14 protein-coding genes are annotated in these 16046 nt (G+C 61.7%); 2 read left to right on the top strand and 12 right to left on the bottom strand.

Translation table 11 applies throughout. The features are described from left to right. Nucleotides 1-8 precede the first annotated feature (8 nt). Nucleotides 9-1769 carry an ABC transporter ATP-binding protein gene (locus tag RG2_RS16435; protein ID WP_033232281.1) on the bottom strand — a complete coding sequence of 587 codons (1761 nt, stop codon included), beginning with the start codon at nt 1767-1769 and terminating at the stop codon, nt 9-11. Then, the gene (locus RG2_RS16430) at nt 1766-3517 is read right to left on the bottom strand and encodes an ABC transporter ATP-binding protein (protein ID WP_045068717.1); all 1752 of its coding nucleotides are present in this window, start codon (nt 3515-3517) and stop codon (nt 1766-1768) included. Before RG2_RS16430 ends, RG2_RS16435 begins: the two co-directional genes overlap by 4 nt. 169 nt (nt 3518-3686) lie before the next feature. Here RG2_RS16430 and RG2_RS16425 point away from each other — a divergent pair, with 169 nt between their 5' ends. Together RG2_RS16425 and RG2_RS16420 are read left to right on the top strand one after the other, a co-directional pair. Then, nucleotides 3687-3866, top strand: coding sequence for a hypothetical protein (locus RG2_RS16425; RefSeq protein ID WP_371851322.1), 180 nt, complete (start codon nt 3687-3689; stop codon nt 3864-3866). A 116-nt stretch (nt 3867-3982) separates the two neighbouring features. Then, nucleotides 3983-5458 (top strand): alpha,alpha-trehalose-phosphate synthase (UDP-forming), encoded by a 1476-nt coding sequence (locus tag RG2_RS16420; protein WP_275586642.1) that lies wholly within the window; start codon nt 3983-3985, stop codon nt 5456-5458. A 72-nt stretch (nt 5459-5530) separates the two neighbouring features. Here RG2_RS16420 and RG2_RS16415 read toward each other — a convergent pair whose 3' ends face one another. The 10 genes from RG2_RS16415 to RG2_RS16370 all read right to left on the bottom strand — a co-directional run bounded on the left by RG2_RS16415 (nt 5531) and on the right by RG2_RS16370 (nt 15712). Further along, complete coding sequence (locus RG2_RS16415; protein WP_230590044.1) at nt 5531-5995, bottom strand: twin-arginine translocation pathway signal; 465 nt, start codon at nt 5993-5995, stop codon at nt 5531-5533. An 80-nt stretch (nt 5996-6075) separates the two neighbouring features. Next, nucleotides 6076-6840 carry an Rv1363c family protein gene (locus RG2_RS32020; protein WP_080711643.1) on the bottom strand — a complete coding sequence of 255 codons (765 nt, stop codon included), beginning with the start codon at nt 6838-6840 and terminating at the stop codon, nt 6076-6078. Continuing rightward, nucleotides 6840-8237, bottom strand: a complete 1398-nt coding sequence (locus RG2_RS16405; protein ID WP_033232285.1) for an MCE family protein — start codon at nt 8235-8237, stop codon at nt 6840-6842. Before RG2_RS16405 ends, RG2_RS32020 begins: the two co-directional genes overlap by 1 nt. Next, nucleotides 8234-9475, bottom strand: coding sequence for an MCE family protein (locus tag RG2_RS16400; protein ID WP_033232286.1), 1242 nt, complete (start codon nt 9473-9475; stop codon nt 8234-8236). The genes RG2_RS16405 and RG2_RS16400 overlap by 4 nt, the downstream gene beginning before the upstream one ends. Beyond that, on the bottom strand, nt 9475-10776 hold the full coding sequence (locus tag RG2_RS16395) for an MCE family protein (protein WP_033232287.1): 1302 nt from the start codon (nt 10774-10776) through the stop codon (nt 9475-9477). Before RG2_RS16395 ends, RG2_RS16400 begins: the two co-directional genes overlap by 1 nt. Then, complete coding sequence (locus tag RG2_RS16390) at nt 10773-11831, bottom strand: MCE family protein (RefSeq protein ID WP_033232289.1); 1059 nt, start codon at nt 11829-11831, stop codon at nt 10773-10775. The genes RG2_RS16395 and RG2_RS16390 overlap by 4 nt, the downstream gene beginning before the upstream one ends. After that, nucleotides 11828-12847 (bottom strand): MCE family protein, encoded by a 1020-nt coding sequence (locus RG2_RS16385; RefSeq protein ID WP_033232291.1) that lies wholly within the window; start codon nt 12845-12847, stop codon nt 11828-11830. Before RG2_RS16385 ends, RG2_RS16390 begins: the two co-directional genes overlap by 4 nt. Beyond that, nucleotides 12847-14028, bottom strand: a complete 1182-nt coding sequence (locus tag RG2_RS16380) for an MCE family protein (protein WP_033232292.1) — start codon at nt 14026-14028, stop codon at nt 12847-12849. The genes RG2_RS16385 and RG2_RS16380 overlap by 1 nt, the downstream gene beginning before the upstream one ends. Before the next feature lie 12 nt (nt 14029-14040). Then, nucleotides 14041-14892, bottom strand: coding sequence for an MlaE family ABC transporter permease (locus RG2_RS16375; RefSeq protein ID WP_033232293.1), 852 nt, complete (start codon nt 14890-14892; stop codon nt 14041-14043). A 55-nt stretch (nt 14893-14947) separates the two neighbouring features. Then, the gene (locus tag RG2_RS16370; protein ID WP_033232294.1) at nt 14948-15712 is read right to left on the bottom strand and encodes an MlaE family ABC transporter permease; all 765 of its coding nucleotides are present in this window, start codon (nt 15710-15712) and stop codon (nt 14948-14950) included. Nucleotides 15713-16046 lie beyond the last annotated feature (334 nt).

Below are 16046 nucleotides of genomic sequence, written 5' to 3'. Positions count from 1 at the left end.
CGGCAACACTATCGCGTCTCGCGACCTTCCCATGCTGTCCACAGGTGCGCGTACCGCCCGCCCGCAGCCACCAGCTCGAGGTGCGGCCCCTCCTCCACGATCCGTCCGTGCTCGAGCACGATCACCCGGTCCGCTGCCGCCGCTTGCGTAAGCCGGTGAGCGACAACAAGAGTGGTCCGCCCGGCCGTCGCCGCATCAGCAGCTGCCTCCAATTCGCGGGCACCAGCACTTCCGGCCTCCGCCGTCGCCTCGTCCAGCACCGCAACAGCCGGGTCGGCCAAAACCAACCGGGCCAACGCCAACTGTTGTGCCTGCGACGCCGTCATCTCGTGCCCACCTTCGCCGACAACGGTTGCAAGACCGTCACTCAAGGCCGCCACCCACGCAGACGCCCCGACGGTCTTCAGCGCCGACATCACGTCCTCCTCGGACGCTTCGGGCGCTGCGAGACGCAGGTCCTCGATCAGCGAGCCGGCAAATACGTGCACTTCCTGACTGACAATGCCGATGTGGCGTCGTAGGTCAGCGACGCCGGCCAACGCAACACCACCGATCAGCACGCTTCCCGACGTCGGTGCCCACGATCCGGCGGCGATCGCCGCCACCGTCGACTTCCCGGCACCGGTCGAGCCGACCAGCGCCACCCGCTCCCCCGCGGCCAGAGTGAGACTGACGCCGTGGAGAACCTCGCGGCCGTCGTAGCTGTGCCTGATGTCCCGCAATGTCAGTGAGCGATCGTGAGGTTCGGCCACGTCGATGTCGGCGCGGTCGGGTTCCGGGATATCCACGACACCCACAAGGCGTGCGAGGCTCGCGCCCGCCGACTGCACTTCGTCGAAGGTGTAGAGAAGCGAACCGATCGGATTGAACAGGCGGTGGAACAGCAATGCTGCCGTTGTGGTCTGGCCGACAGTCACGATGTCGTCGCGCACCAGCAGGAACCCGACAACAAGGATCATGGACAGGCCCACGAACTCGGCCCGGTTCCCGCGCCCGGCGAACCTGGTGAACAGGCCGAACACTCCCACCGCAAGATCGCGGGCCTTCGCCGACGCGTCGTCGATCCGTCCGAGGTGCTCCTTCTCCAGGCTGTAGGCCCGCACCGTCCGGACACCTTGCACGCTGCTGATCAATGCCTGCGAACGTGCACCCATCGCCACACGCTCGGCCGCATAGATCGGCGCCGATCGTGGCAGGTACCACTTCAGCGCCATCGCGTACATCGGGAGCGCCACCAGACCGGCCAGTCCCAGACGCCAGTCCAGACCGAGCATGGTCACCATGCTGAGCGCGACCAGCAGAACGGCTCCGATCAGGTTCGGAATCACCTCGGAGACTGCCTTGGCGATCACGGCAACGTCATCGCCGACGCGAGAAAGCAGATCACCCTTACCGACCTTCTCCAGCGTCGGCACAGGCAACCGCAGTGCCCGGTCGACGGTGCGCTCGCGTAGATCCGCGAGGATGTTCTCACCCAGCCTCTTGACCAGATACGACGCGTATCCCGTGAAAACACCACCAACGACGGCCGCCGACGCGATGATCGCCACCACCGTCAGAATTGTCGACGTGGGAGCACCCTCACGAACCCGATCGACCAGGACACCGAACACATAGATCGGTACCAACGCCATCGCGGCCGCTGCGGCCGACACCGCCACAACAAGAAAACTCTGCAGCTTCCGCTGCACCAACTCCGACCTCAACCACTGCCAGGTTTCGCGCCCGCCCGCGATCGGCAGCAGTTCGCGTGTCTCTTTCCCGGTCATCGCAGAACCGCCCCTCGATAGTCGGTGTCGTGGTGAGCGAGTTCGGCATGCGTCCCCTGTGCCACTACTACTCCCCGATCCAGAACGACCACACGATCCGTTGCCGCCAGCAACGCCGGGCTGCTCGTGATCAGGATCGTGGTGTGCAGCGCTGTTCCGCTGTGGCGCAATTCCGCGATGCCTGCCGCAATCGACGCTTCCGTTACCGCGTCCACCGCGGTTGTCGGATCATGCAGCACCAGCACGGGCGCCTTCGTGAGCAACGCGCGTGCCAGCGCGACCCGTTGCCGTTGACCGCCGGACAGGCTGGCTCCGCGGTCGGTGACCTCGAGGTCGAGTCCATGGGGATGGGAGTCGACGACATCGGCGGCGGCCGAGGCAGCCAGCACCTCCCCCAGATCCGAGGACTGCGCATCGCCTGCGCCAGCTGCGAGATTGGAGCCAAGCGAACCCCCGAACAGATCGGTCAGGTGCGGTTCCACCAGCACGGTGCGCCTGGCCAGTGCCAAGTCCATGTCCTGCAGCGAAATTCCGCCGATCCGCACAGAACCTCGGTACTCGTGTGCGCCCGGTTGCCCGGACAGCACCGTGGCCAGCGCCTCGGCGTCCTGCGGTTGGTACGCCACGACCCCCAACAATTCGCCGGCGTCGCAGTGCAGATCGACGCCGCCGAGTGAACGGAATTGCAGCCCTTCGAGAGTCAGATCGTAGCCCGGTGTCTCGGTCACCGAGCCCGGGGTCAGGATCGGATCGGCGTCGAGCACCAACGCCAACCGATCGGACGACGCGCGAGCAACCGCAAAATATCCGGGGAGAGAAGCAAGCAGGCCGAGCGGTTCGAGAAAGAACTGCGCCAGTCCGACCACGGTGATCAACTCCCCCACCGAGATTCGGCCCTGCAATGCGAAGTAGCCGGCACAACCGGCGATCCCCACAGCAAGCAAAGCGCTGACCGTCGCCGACACACCGGTGTAGATCGCAGTGGCCTTTGCCGTGTGGACCGCAGATGCGAGGGCTTCGCGACTTGCACCGCGATAGCGATCGGACGCCGACTTCTCCGCGCCGATGCCGCGGAGCGGCCGCAGTCCACTCACCAAGTCCGTTGCCATTGCCGATGCCCGGGCGATCGACGCCTGCTTCCCCGTCGCGCGGGACGTGATCAGCGGCGCCGACAGTTGCAGTAGACCGAGAATGACCGGGGTGCCGATCAACACCGCCAGCCCCAGCGTGACGTCGATCCACAGCAACGCGACAGCCGACGCCACCGCGGCGGTCAGTGCCGCTGCTGCCCGCGGCACGATGTCGGCTATCCAGGACGCCTGTTCCGCGTCGGACGTCGATACCGTGAGCAATTCGCCGGATCGCAGGTTCGTGTGTACACCTCGCGGGTCGAGAACGCGGTGTGCCACTTCGAGGCGCAATCTGTGTGCCTCCTGCTGCATCGCCGTCACGATGAACCGAGCACCGAACCGCCAGGCTGCGGTGAGCACGAGAAACAACGCACCGAGCGCACAGATCGACACGACGAGCGTGGTGGTGTCCGAAGTCTCGATTGCCCGATCGATGATGACACCGATCGAAATCGGCACCGCGGTTTCGGCGAGTTGATGCAGGCACACCAGAACGGTGCCGATGGCCAGCGGTCCCCGATTACGCACGAGAACTCGACGCAAAATCGCAGCCCCACTGCTTTTACCTGCGCCTGATTCACCCGAATCGACGGCTTCACTCACCTGGGTCGTGCTCATGGAACTCCAAGCATTGATAGGGACGAGAATGTCCGGTAGACACAGAAGTAAGTCGACCCTAATGCATGAGCAACTAGCGTTGACGTGCCCAGTTCTCATAGAGTCGCTGTAGAACCATTGCTTGCGGAACCATTGCTTGCGCCGTGCAGGCAAGCACGAGAGGAACATGATGTCTGAGAAGACGACCGTCGAAGCCGAAGTCGAGATCCCGGACGAGGAAATCGAGACCGTAGCCGAGGAAACCGCCCGTATGGCACAGCGCGTTGTCGCTGCGTACGCGGAAGACGCCGACGAGTGCAGGATGCTGCTCTCGATGCTCGGAATCAGCCCCGTCAGCAAGCTCGACTGAATCTCGATCGAGTCTCTCACCTATACCTAACGAGAAGGAACCACGTGTCTGTCAGTCCGGAATCGGCCAGCTCAATCCCCTCTGACGACGCAGTTGCTCTCTCCGCAGAGAAGACCGTGTCCGGGCAGGCCGAGTTCGTCGTAGTAGCGAACCGCCTGCCCGTCGACCTGGAGCGGTTGCCAGACGGTTCCACAAGATGGAAGCGCAGTCCCGGTGGTTTGGTCACCGCTCTCGAACCGATCTTGCGTAGCAAGCAAGGTGCGTGGGTCGGCTGGGCCGGTGTTGCCGACGCCGACATGGACCCCATCGTCGAAGACGGACTCGAGCTGTACCCGGTACCGCTCAGCGCCACCGAGATCAACGAATACTACGAAGGCTTCTCCAACGCCACGCTCTGGCCGCTCTATCACGACGTCATCGTCAAGCCCGAGTACCACCGCGAATGGTGGAACGCGTACGTCGAGATCAACCGCCGCTTCGCCGAAGCCACCGCCAAGGCTGCGGCCCACGGCGCGACGGTCTGGATCCAGGACTACCAACTTCAACTCGTACCGAAGATGCTGCGGATGCTGCGCCCCGACCTCACCATCGGGTTCTTCCTGCACATTCCGTTCCCGCCGGTCGAACTGTTCATGCAGATGCCGTGGCGAACCGAGATCATCGAAGGCCTCCTCGGCGCCGACCTCATCGGTTTCCACCTTCCCGGCGGCGCACAGAACTTCCTCTTCCTCGCCAGGCGGCTTGCGGGACAACAAACTTCACGCGGCAACGTCGGCGTCCGCTCCAAACTTGGTGTTGTGCAGGTGGGTTTCCGCACCGTCCGCGTCGGCGCGTTCCCCATCTCCATCGACTCCGGCAAGCTCGACGAGCGATCACGCTCCAAGGCAATTCGCGACCGCGCCAAGCAGATTCGCAAAGAAATCGGCAACCCCAAGAAGATCATGCTCGGCGTCGACCGCCTCGATTACACCAAGGGCATCGACGTCCGGTTGAACGCACTGCACGAACTACTCATCGACGGACGGATAGATCCCGCCGATACCGTCATGATCCAGTTGGCAACTCCCAGCCGCGAGCGCGTCGAAAGCTACGTCCAGATGCGCGGCGACATCGAGCAGATGGTCTCCCGCATCAACGGCGAGTTCAGTGAAGTCGGCCGCCCTGTTGTCCACTACATCCACCGACCGGTCGACCGCGACGAACTCATTGCGTTTTTTGTTGCCGCCGACCTCATGTTGGTCACCCCACTTCGCGACGGCATGAACCTGGTTGCCAAGGAATACGTAGCGTGCCGCAGCGACCTGGGCGGCGCTCTACTGCTCAGCGAATTCACCGGTGCGGCAGCAGAATTGCGTCAGGCATTCCTGTGCAACCCCCATGACCTCGACGACGTCAAGGACTCCATGGTGGAAGCACTGAACCAGCCGAAGGAAGACGGACGACGCCACATGCGCGCCCTGCGCCGTCAGGTACTCACTCATGACGTGGACCGTTGGGCTCACTCGTTCCTCGACGCTCTCGCGCACGGCGGCGCTGCGGGGCCGGCACTGATCGCACCGGACGAGAACCACGAAATCGACGACAACAACTGAGTACGCCGGCATGAAACAACCCGGCCGAGGGGACTCCCTCGGCCGGGTTGTTTCATGTCGAGCATGTGTCGATCAGAACGGCTGAACGCTATTCACCAACCAGCGACCATCCTGCTTCTCCAGCCCCATCTTGACGCGGCTGCCACTGGCGACTGCCTCCGGCGAATCCTTCGACGTCGTAATCTGATTGAGGAAGAGCATCGTGGTGGCGGTATCCGGTGCGGCATCGAGAACTGCCGCGCCCTGTACGACAACCTGGACGGTCAGCGCCTTCTCCTGCGCGCCGGGAATGATGACCGACTCGATCAACTCAGTGAACTGATTCTGGAAATCGCCGGTCAATCCTTCTGTTGCCGAGTGCAATTGCTGATCGACATTGTTGTGGTCGTACTGGAACATCGCGACTGCCTGGTCCGAGGACACTTGCACCACTTCTTCTCTGGTGTTGTCCGTGGCCGCCAGATCCCGAGTTCCGTCCGGACCGAAGTACAGATACGCCGACAAGCCTGCCAGTGCAATCGCCAGCGCGCTGATCACGCACAAGACGATGGTTAATGGTGACACGCGCGCGGACGTCGCGCCTGTAGCTGTAGTTGCTGGGTCTGTCGTCTCCGGGGTCATGGCACAAACTCCACATTCGAGGCAAGGAGCTGCCCGTCGGTATCGCACATGGTGATTCGCAGGCGATAGTTGCGTTCCTCGGGCTCGGGTTGCTCCGCGTTTTTCTGCATTGCACGCACCGCGACTAGCGAGGTTCCACAATCGCCGTCGATCTTTTCCAACCCGGCTTCGAGGATCTCGCCGTCCGTCTGGACGCCTACCTGTCCGAGAACGTCGACAAACGAGTCCTTACGTCCGTCGAGTTGCGATTGAAATTCCTCGGTGGTGCCGGCCAAGAACTTGTCGAGATCGGCGCCTGCAGTCTCCGAATGCAGAGTCGTCAGGTTGAGCGCTGTGGTCCGCGCACCGGCGATATATGCAGACCGTTCTTCCTCAGCGCTGGAGGCCTTGCTGCGATCCACCAAGAGCAGTACAGACACCACTGCAAACGCCAGCGCGACAATGGATGCCAGGACTATCCCGCCGACCAACTTCCGGGACTTCGGTGGCGTTGTTGCCGGAACCGGAGGTTCGGAATCCGGTGACACCGCCGCAGGCGCCTTCGGCTCTTCAGCGTGCGACTTCGGTGCACTGACACTCGCTTCGGTTTTGGTCAGTGCGACAGGTTGTTCAGCCGGTTTCTCACTGGGCACTGCCTTTTCACTGGGCACTGCCGTTTCACTGGGAACTACCGTCGACGCTGCGTCTGTATCTGCGCCGGTGGGTCCGGCGCTCCGGGACGCGCGACGGCGCACCCGCTGCTTGGGTTCTTCTTCGTTCATCAACCTTGCTGACCCTTCATGAACTCTTCGAGACTGATGTCTCCGCCGGCACCGAGTTTCGGCTGCGAGTACGTCCTCCCGTCGGGTCCTATGTACGTGCCTGTAGTCGGATCGTACCGACGTGCGGTGACGCCAGGCTCCGACGCATAGGAACTGGGGGTCGCGGTGATCGGTTGCGGCGGCCCGGTCTGCGGATTGGTGCCCAGGGGCTCGTAACCGGTCCTGCACTGTTCCACTGTCGCGGCGCGGCGCCCCGGGAATTCCGCGCACGGCAGGTTGCGTGCACCGCGCACGGCGATCGGCGAGTCCTGGGCTATGCGGCAGAACAGATCCGACGGAGTTGCGATCGGTGATTCGTCCGCGGGACTGCGCCACTCCTCGGCGGGGAGGAATCCTGTGGTGCACGGCGGCGGATCGTTGACTTCGAGGTGGAAGTCGACCAAGGCGCCATCCGCGGGGTTTCCGGAGCCGGCGACCGTAACGAGCGCTGCCGACAGCGGTGGGTAGATGACAAGGATCTGCTCGATTGCGTTGTTGTACAACACCCCGACCTCACCGACGGACACCAGGTTCGCCAAGAGAATCGGCAACGTGGGTTGAAGATCCTGGAGAAGTGCATTGGCCTCGGACGCCGCTGCCGGGCCCTTCTGGATAATCGCCCGCAGATCCGGGTCACTGGCTCGCAACTGGTCTGTGAAGGTCACCAGATCGCTTGTCCACGAACGGATGGCGTCGCTGCTGACAATCTGGGTGTCGAGCAGCGGTCCGGCCTGCTCGATCAGCGTCTTGGTGGCGTCGGAGTTGTTGTTCGCTTCTTCGACGAACAGGCGAGCCGAGTCGATCAGCTTCTGCAGATCCGGTCCCGCACCGTTGAACGCCTTGAAGGATTCGTCGATGACGGTCTTGAGTTTCGTGTCGGAGATGCTCTGCAGCAACAGATCTGCCTGATCGAGTAGCGCGCCGACATCCTGGGGCACGGAACTGCGGTCAACCGGTATGACGGAGCCGTTCTCCAGGTGACCGGATACGACGATCGCACCGGAGGAGTCGGTGTGCGGGATCAGATCGACAAACTGCTCGCCGATCGCGGACACGCTTTTGACCACGGCGTCGACGTCGGCCGGAATCTCGACTCCGCTGTCCATGGACAACTGGGCATTCACACCGGTTTGTGACAACTCGACGGCTTTCACGACGCCGACACTCTGGCCGCGGTACGTCACGTTGGAGTTCTTGTACAACCCACCGGTAGACGGTAATTCGACGGTGACGGCGTAGCGTCCGATCCCGATCATCGCCGGAACACGTACGTATTGTGTTGCCATCACGACCAGACCGATGACGGTCAATACCGCGAAGATGACAAGCTGGATGCGGACGAACTTTGTGAGCATCATGGTGCTGGTGCCCCCTGAGGAAGTCCTGGAATGGTGATCGGCGGAAGTCCCGGGATCGTGATGGTGTTCGGGTCCGCCGCGGGAGCCTCTGCTGCCGGAGCCGGAGCTGCGGGAGCCGGAGCTGCGGCCGGCCTGAGTGGATCACTCAACGGGTTGCCTGCCTGCCCGCCCAGCCCCGCTTGCGTGCCGAGAACACCTTCCGGGCCCCCTAGGGAACCTGCCAGCGGTGTACCGGTGAGGAAGTTCGCGTCGAGTCGCGGCAGCGTCAAGTCGATGGTCATGGCCAGGTTGGCGTAATCGCCTCGAATGACGTTGTCGATTCCGTTCTGCGGGAACGGGAACGTGAGCAGAACCCCGAGCACCTGCGTCAGCGCATTGCCGGAATCGGCAAGTGCTTTCAGAGTTGGAGACAGCGACCGAACATTGGTGGCAAAATCCTCGCCGCTTTCGTTGATGACGCGACTGGCCACCTCACTCAGGCCGCCGAGGGACGTCAACGCGTTGGTGATGTCCTGACGTTGTGCCACCAGGATGTCCAGTGCCGGGGGGATTCCGTCGAGCGCCTTGTTCAGAGTGTCACGTTGCGCCTCGACGGTGTACGACAGCCGGTCGATACCTTCCATCGCCGAAATGATGTCTCCGCGTTGCTTGTCGAGGCTTCCGACGAGCTGATCGAGTTGCGGGAGCAAGTCGCGAACAGCATCCTCTCGCCCGATGAGTGCCGCGTTCAATTCCGTGGTGATGTCCTGCACCTGTGCTAGTCCGCCACCGTTCAGTACGACAGACAACGAAGACAGCGTCTGCTCGGTAGTCGGGTAGGCACCCGCTCGTTCGAGGGGAATGACGTCGCCGGCCTCGAGACGCCCCTCCGGCGCCTCCTCGACCGGCGGAGCCAGTTCGATGTGCTGCGATCCGAGCAAACTGGTCTGCCCGATCTTCGCGGTCGCATTGGCGGGCAACTCGACCTCGGGGTTGAGCGACACCGTCACCAGAGCATGCCAGCCCTGGACCTCGATATTCGAGACGCTCCCCACCGCCACGTCGTCCACCCGAACGGGTGAATTCTGCGACAGGGTAGTCACATTGGGCATCTCGATCTGAACCTCGTACGACCCCTCGCCTCGACCCTGGGTGCCGGGCATGGGCACGGAGTTCAGCCCGTTCCATTCACAACCACTGGCGCCGAGAGCGACGCCGACGGCCAACGTCACCACTACTGCTTTACCTCTCGCGCGCATCAGTTGCCTCCCCCCATGTTGAAGAGTTCGGTGAGGTCCTTGGGCACGGACGGCATCGGCACGCCGTTCAACGGATCTGCTGCCGCCTGCGGGGCCGACGCGGCCTGACCCGGACTTGCCGCCGCTTCCAAACCGGGCTCCGTGTACACGATCTGGTCCGGGAAGGCCTGAACTCCGGAAACCGGGTTGAAGAGGAATCCCGGGTAATTCATGATGAGCGTGCTGAGCACCGGGCCGAGATACTCCTTACACAGGTCGGCACTTCTCTCAGCTGGACCGGTATCGATGGCTTGAATGGATCCGCAGATCCACTGAATCGGATTCTTGAAGTTACTCAGTGCAATTGCGCCGGTCATGCTGCCCTGCGCCGGCTTGTAGATCTGGTAGAAGTTGGCCAGCGACGTCGGGCCCGAGTGGAGTACCTGTTCGATCTCGGGGCGCTTGTCGGTCAGTACCTGGGTTGCGTCGGCCAACCGCGCCACCGATTCACTCAGAGCTGCCTGATTGTCGTTGACAAACCGCTGGACGTCACCCACCGCGAGGTCGAGATCGCTGAGGGCCGTGCCCAATTCGTCGGAGCTGCTTGCGAGAACACTGCTGACCGAAGCGAGATGTCCGCTGAATTGCACGATCTGCTCGTTACTCGAGGACAGCGCGGTGACAAACGCCTGCAGGTTACGGATGGTGGAGAAGAGATCCGTCCGGCCTTCCGACAGTGTGTGCATGGTGGCGGACAACTCGCGCAACGTCATCCGAATGGATTCTCCGTTGCCCTCGAGGTTGTCGCCGAGCGTATTGATGAAGCGTCCCAATGAACCTTCGTCGTCGATACCTTCCGGGCCTAGTGCCTCGGAGAGTTTGGCAAGTTCCGTTTTGATCTCGTCCCACTCGACCGGGACCGCGGTGCGTTCGATCGGAATAACGCCACCGTCTGGCATCTGGTCACCACCGGAATAGACCGGGGTCAGCTGAACGAACCGCGCAGAAACGAGGCTCTGCGCGACGATGAGTGCCTGAGCATCCGCTGGTACGTCGACGCCGCGGTCGACAGCCATCTCGACATAGGTGTCCTGATCTCGAGGCTCGATCTTCGTGACCTTGCCGACGTTGACGCCGAGTACGCGGACGACGTCGCCTTCGTACAGTCCCGTCGTGGACACGAAGTGGGCGGAGATCTTGGTCTTGCCCAGTCCCGGAATCAGAAGGTAAGCCGCGGCCGCGACGAGTAGGACGACCAGCGCCGCAGCGCCGATCAGTACCCACTTCTTACGCGAGCCGGTGGAGGCTGTTGTGTCGGTCATTCTCCTGGCCCCCTGATCGTCGGCGGAATCCCGGGAAAGAAGTCCTCGAGGTCCGACGGAATTTGTTCGGGATCAACGCTGCTGTCCACCAGGGTCTTCCACCAGTTACTGGGAAGAATGTTGATGATGAAGGCGTCGAAGAACGGTCCGCTTGCCACGGTCTCGCCGAGTGCCGTGATGTACGGGCCGAGGCCGTCGAGCGCGCCGGAGATGTTGTCCTTGTTGTTCTGAAGAACCTCGGCAACAGAATTCAGCTTCTCGAGGGTGGGACCCATCTGGGCCTCGTTCTCCACAACCAACCCCGAGAGCTGACGTGATACCGCTGAGGTGTTGACGATCAGCTCACTGATCGCGTCACGACGCAAGCTCAGCTCACCGAACAGCTTGTTTCCGTCCACCAGCAGAGAGTCGATCTGCCCGCTGCGATCCGCGAGAATCTTGGTGACGTCCTCAGCGCGCGAGAGCAATTGGAGCAAACTTTCGTCTCGCGCGTTGATGCTCTGCGAGAGCCGAGTCATGCCGTCGAGGGCTCCCCGCAACTCCGGCGGGGTGTCGGCAAGCGTATCCGAGATCGCGTTGAGAGAATCGTTGATCTGTTCTGTGTCGAGTTCCGCCGCGGTGGTACCGAGATCCCCGAGTGCTTCGTTGAGTGAGTACGGAGAGTTGGTGCGTTCCAAGGGGATCGGCGTACCGGTGCGCAACAGCCCCGGCCCCTCGGACCGAACGGCCAGCGACTTGCGGCCAAGCACGGTATTCGTCTTGATGTCGGCTGACGTCTGTTCTCCGAGTGCAATGCCGTCCTGGACGGTGAAGGTGACCAGCACGCTTTGATCGTCGAGTTCGACCTCGCTAACCTTGCCGACGTTGACGCCTGCCAGCGTCACGTTGTCACCGGCAACCAAACCGCCTGCGTCGGCGAAGTAAGCGGAGTGGCGGATACCGCCGGACAGGAACTGGAGCTGATCGTATTGCAGTGTGGCACCGACCGTCGCGACAGCCAGGACCAGACCGACGACGCCGATCTGTACGGGATTTCGTTCACGGGCAGGACTCATTGTGTCTTCGCGCACCTTCCCGTGGTCTGTACTGCCGTGGGCAGGACGATCGTGGTTCCGTCAGGGCCGGAGAATTTGAAGGTGTTGGCGCACAGATAGAACTGGAAGAACGAACCGTAGGTTCCGACGCGGATCAGCTTCTGGTAGTCCGAGGGCAGACGCGCGAGTGCGGTGTTGATGTCTTCCTTGCCCAGATCGAGTTGTGTCATCGTGCGGTTGGTTTCACCGATCAACGTCTGAATGTCCGGACGGGTAGCTCCCAGTAGCGCCGCAAGATCCCCTGTTGCACCCGCGATTTCGGTGATCGAATTTGCGATCGGACCGCTGTCCTGCGCCAGACCACTCACCAACTGCTGGAGTTGATCGATCGTGGTGGAGAACTGATCGCCCTTGTCATTGATCGTCCCGAGAACGTCGTTGAGATTGGTGATCACGTCACCGATCAACTGGTCGCGATCCGCGAGCGTATTGGTGAATGAATTGGTGTTTCCCAGAAGAGAAACCAGAGTTCCGCCCTGGCCTTGCAGGACATGAAGCAGCGCTCCTGACAGATCGTTGACTTGCTGAGGATCCAGCGCGCGCAGGAGCGGCTTGAAACCACCGAGCAACAGATCCAGGTCCAGAGCGGGCGATGTCTGATCAACCGGAATCGAACCGCCGGACGACAAAGATTCGGTCGAACCGGTGCCTTCCAGTAGCTCCATGTAGCGATCGCCGACCAGGTTCTCGTAGCGGACCGTCGCTTTGGTGCTCTTCATCAACGAGTACTGGGTATCGACGTCGAAGCTGACTTCAGCCTGGTTGGAATCATCGATGGACACGCCCGTCACGGATCCGACCGGAACACCGGCGATCCGCACCTTGTCGCCGGACTTCAGACCGGAAACATCGGCGAACGTGGCGTGAAAACCGTTGCTACTGCTGAATCGCACCTGACTGAACACGATGGCCAGTCCGGCAAAAATCACCGACATGACGAGTGTGAAGATCAAGAGCTTTACCGTTGTCGGTCTCATCACTCCCCGTCCTGTTCGTAAGAGTCCCCGAAGAGGAACTGGAAGATCGTCGGAACCGTCACCTCGAACTCCGTGTTGGGTACGAACGGCACGTTTCCGGTGTTGGTGACCGCAAACGGGGCCTTACCGTCGACCTTCGGATCGAAGGTGGGGAAGCCGTAACAATTCGGGCCGCCCGATGCGGCAACCTTGGGAAGGGACTCCGGATTGGTGTACGCCTTTGCACCCCACATGAAGCTCGCACTGAGCATCAAGGCCGCTTTGTCACCGGTGCCGGCCATCGGCTCGAATTTGATGCGCCCGTCGTTCAATCCGACGAGGAAGCACGTCAGACCGGGTGAGTATTCCTCGAGCAGCGTCGTGGTTGCCGTCAGGGTGTCCAGGGACGTGGTGAGGTCCTGCTCGTTGTCGGTCAGCAAGGCGTTACCGGTGTTGGCGAGGCCGGTGATGTTGAGCAACAGCAGATCCAGGTTGGCCTGCTCGGCCACGATGGAACCACTTGTAGTGGTTGCGTTGTCGAGGATGCGCAGTAGGTCCGGTGCCACGTCCGCGTACAGGTTGGTGACCGTGGCCGCGCTCGCCAGATCCTCTTGCAGTTGCGGCAGCGTGGGATTCATCTTCTGCAAGTAGGTGTCGCCCAATTCGAGAACCTCGCCGAGTGCTTCGCCGCGGCCGTTGAGTGCCGTCGAAATAGCACCGAGTGTTGCGTTCAGCTTTTCCGGCTCGACCTGGGCCAGTACCTCCGAAAGATGTTCGAACACACTGTTGAACTCGACGGTCACGCTGTCGGAGGTAATGACCGCACCTTCTTGAATGGGCTGTGTCGACGGATCGTCCGGGATGACGATGTTGACGTACTTGGCTCCGAAGACGGTGGTGGACTTGATCTCCACGCCGGCGTTGGACGGAATCTTCGACATCTGGTCGGGATACATCGCCAGTTGCAGACTCGCTTGATCTCCGTCGAGGGAAATCGATTCGACGCTGCCCACCTGCACGCCGCGCAATTTCACCTTGGCGTCCGGTTCCATGACAAGACCGGCGCGAGCGGACATCACGGTGATGGGGGTGCTCTCGGTGAAGCCGCCCGCAAACATGGTGAGTGCGACGGCCACGATTGCCGCGAGTCCGAGGATCAAACCGGCCGCGGCAAGTTTCTTGTGCCACCTGGGAACTGTCATTCTCTCCGTCCCCTATCCCGACAAGTTGAAGTTGCCGGACCCACCGTAAATGGCGAGTGAGATGAGCAGGGTGACGGTGACAACCGCAATCAGTGAGGCGCGCACCGCATTACCCACGGCGACGCCGACGCCGACCGGGCCACCGGTCGCGTTGAAGCCGTAGTAGGTGTGAATCAACATGACCGCTAGGGCCATGACTATCGCTTGCGCAAACGACCACAATATGTCCGTGGGTATCAGAAAGGTTGTGAAGTAATGGTCGTACACACCGCCGGACTGGTTGTACAGGTACACCGTCGCGAAACGGCTGGCCATGAACGACGCAATCACTGCCAGCGAGTACAACGGGATGATGGCGATCATGCCGGCCATGACACGGGTGCTGACCAGATACGGGATGGACGGGATGGCCATCGTCTCCAGGGCGTCGATCTCCTCCGACACACGCATCGCTCCGAGTTGCGCGGTGGAGCCGGCACCGATGGTGGCGGCCAAACCGATTCCCGCGATGACGGGTGCGGCGATACGAACGTTGATGAACGCTGCGAAGAATCCCGTCAGTGCCTCGACGCCGATGTTTCCGAGCGAGCTGTAGCCCTGCACGGCGATGGTGGCTCCGGTGAAGAGAGTCAGGAAGCCGACGATCACGACGGTGCCACCGATGACGGCCAGTGCTCCGGTTCCCATGCTGATCTCGGCGATCAAGCGAAGTGTCTCGCGTGGATAGCGCATCAAAGCCTTTGGTGCGTGTCCGATTGCTTTCGCGAAGAACAGTGCCTGATCACCGATGCTGTCGACGCCGCGAGAGACGGATCGAATCTGCCGCCGAGTTCGCGGGAAACGCCCTGCTGCTGCCAATGCCATCAGTACGCCTCCCGTCCGTCGTGGTGTGTCACAGTTCTCCTGCTCGCCGTGCGCCTCATCCGGCCGTCAACTTGATACCGATGGTGGTGATGAGCACATTGACGACGAACAGCGCCATGAAGGCGAACACGACGGTCTGGTTGACGGCGTCGCCGACGCTCTTGGCGCCGCCCTTGACGTTGAGCCCGAGATACGAGGCGACAAGTCCGGCGATCATGCCGAAGAGTCCAGCCTTGACCATCGAGAGCATCAGCTCGCCGAATCCGGTCAGCAAGGTGATGCCGTTGACAAATGCTCCGGGGTTGACGTCCTGGATGAATACCGAGAACACAAAACCGCCGAGGATGCCGATGGTAATGACCAGGCCGTTGAGCAGCAGGGCCACTCCGGTGGACGCAAGCACCCGAGGCACAACAAGCCGCTGGATCGGATTGATGCCGAGCACTCTCATCGCGTCGATTTCTTCGCGGATGGTACGGGCGGAGAGGTCCGCGCAGATTGCGGTGGCGCCGGCGCCGGCGACGATGAGGACTGTCACGATGGGGCCGACCTGTGTGACGGTGCCGAGCGCGGCTCCCGCACCGCTGAGGTCGGCAGCGCCGATCTCCCGCAGCAGGATGTTGATGGTGAAGCTGACGAGCACGGTGAACGGGATGGCGACCAGCACGGTGGGGACCATCGAGACCCGGGCTACGAACCAGGCCTGATCGATGAATTCCTGACGCTGGAAGGGACGAGAAAAGACTGCCCGCAAGGTTTCCGCTGACATCTGAAAGAAGCCACCGACCGCCCGTAATGGCACCTCGACGAGGTCTACCATCCGTCCTCCTCGTCTCTTGTTGCCGCAACACTGTCTGTTTGCATAGTCCAGCCCCCGACAGCTTGTGACTCAGGTCATATTAACTAGAACGTGTTCACCTGTCAAAAACGGGCGCATATCACCGGGAATAGCCAAATTTCACGACCGGGAAACCCTGCATCGAACACACCTCATACTGTCCGCCATTTGCGGCCAAATGATCGAAATATCATGCAAGTTAATACTTTTGGTGGATGATCAACATCGGCGATGCCGTCAACAATCAGAAAACGCGCGCTCCGTTCGCGGGTTCTACCACCCTGCCCATGACGCGCGAAATTAGAACACAGTCCAC

This window comes from Rhodococcus globerulus NBRC 14531 (genome assembly GCF_001894805.1).
Taxonomy (GTDB): domain Bacteria; phylum Actinomycetota; class Actinomycetes; order Mycobacteriales; family Mycobacteriaceae; genus Rhodococcus_F; species Rhodococcus_F globerula.
Note: the sequence above shows the minus strand (reverse complement) of the source record. Positions and strands in the feature narration are given on the sequence as shown.

Coding starts and splice junctions, on each gene's coding strand:
- RG2_RS16435 (WP_033232281.1), bottom strand. CDS start 1,769: ATGACCGGGAAAGAGACACGCGAACTGCTGCCGATCGCGGGCGGGCGC.
- RG2_RS16430 (WP_045068717.1), bottom strand. CDS start 3,517: ATGAGCACGACCCAGGTGAGTGAAGCCGTCGATTCGGGTGAATCAGGC.
- RG2_RS16425 (WP_371851322.1), top strand. CDS start 3,687: ATGTCTGAGAAGACGACCGTCGAAGCCGAAGTCGAGATCCCGGACGAG.
- RG2_RS32020 (WP_080711643.1), bottom strand. CDS start 6,840: ATGAACGAAGAAGAACCCAAGCAGCGGGTGCGCCGTCGCGCGTCCCGG.
- RG2_RS16405 (WP_033232285.1), bottom strand. CDS start 8,237: ATGATGCTCACAAAGTTCGTCCGCATCCAGCTTGTCATCTTCGCGGTA.
- RG2_RS16400 (WP_033232286.1), bottom strand. CDS start 9,475: ATGCGCGCGAGAGGTAAAGCAGTAGTGGTGACGTTGGCCGTCGGCGTC.
- RG2_RS16395 (WP_033232287.1), bottom strand. CDS start 10,776: ATGACCGACACAACAGCCTCCACCGGCTCGCGTAAGAAGTGGGTACTG.
- RG2_RS16390 (WP_033232289.1), bottom strand. CDS start 11,831: ATGAGTCCTGCCCGTGAACGAAATCCCGTACAGATCGGCGTCGTCGGT.
- RG2_RS16385 (WP_033232291.1), bottom strand. CDS start 12,847: ATGAGACCGACAACGGTAAAGCTCTTGATCTTCACACTCGTCATGTCG.
- RG2_RS16380 (WP_033232292.1), bottom strand. CDS start 14,028: ATGACAGTTCCCAGGTGGCACAAGAAACTTGCCGCGGCCGGTTTGATC.
- RG2_RS16375 (WP_033232293.1), bottom strand. CDS start 14,892: ATGGCATTGGCAGCAGCAGGGCGTTTCCCGCGAACTCGGCGGCAGATT.
- RG2_RS16370 (WP_033232294.1), bottom strand. CDS start 15,712: ATGGTAGACCTCGTCGAGGTGCCATTACGGGCGGTCGGTGGCTTCTTT.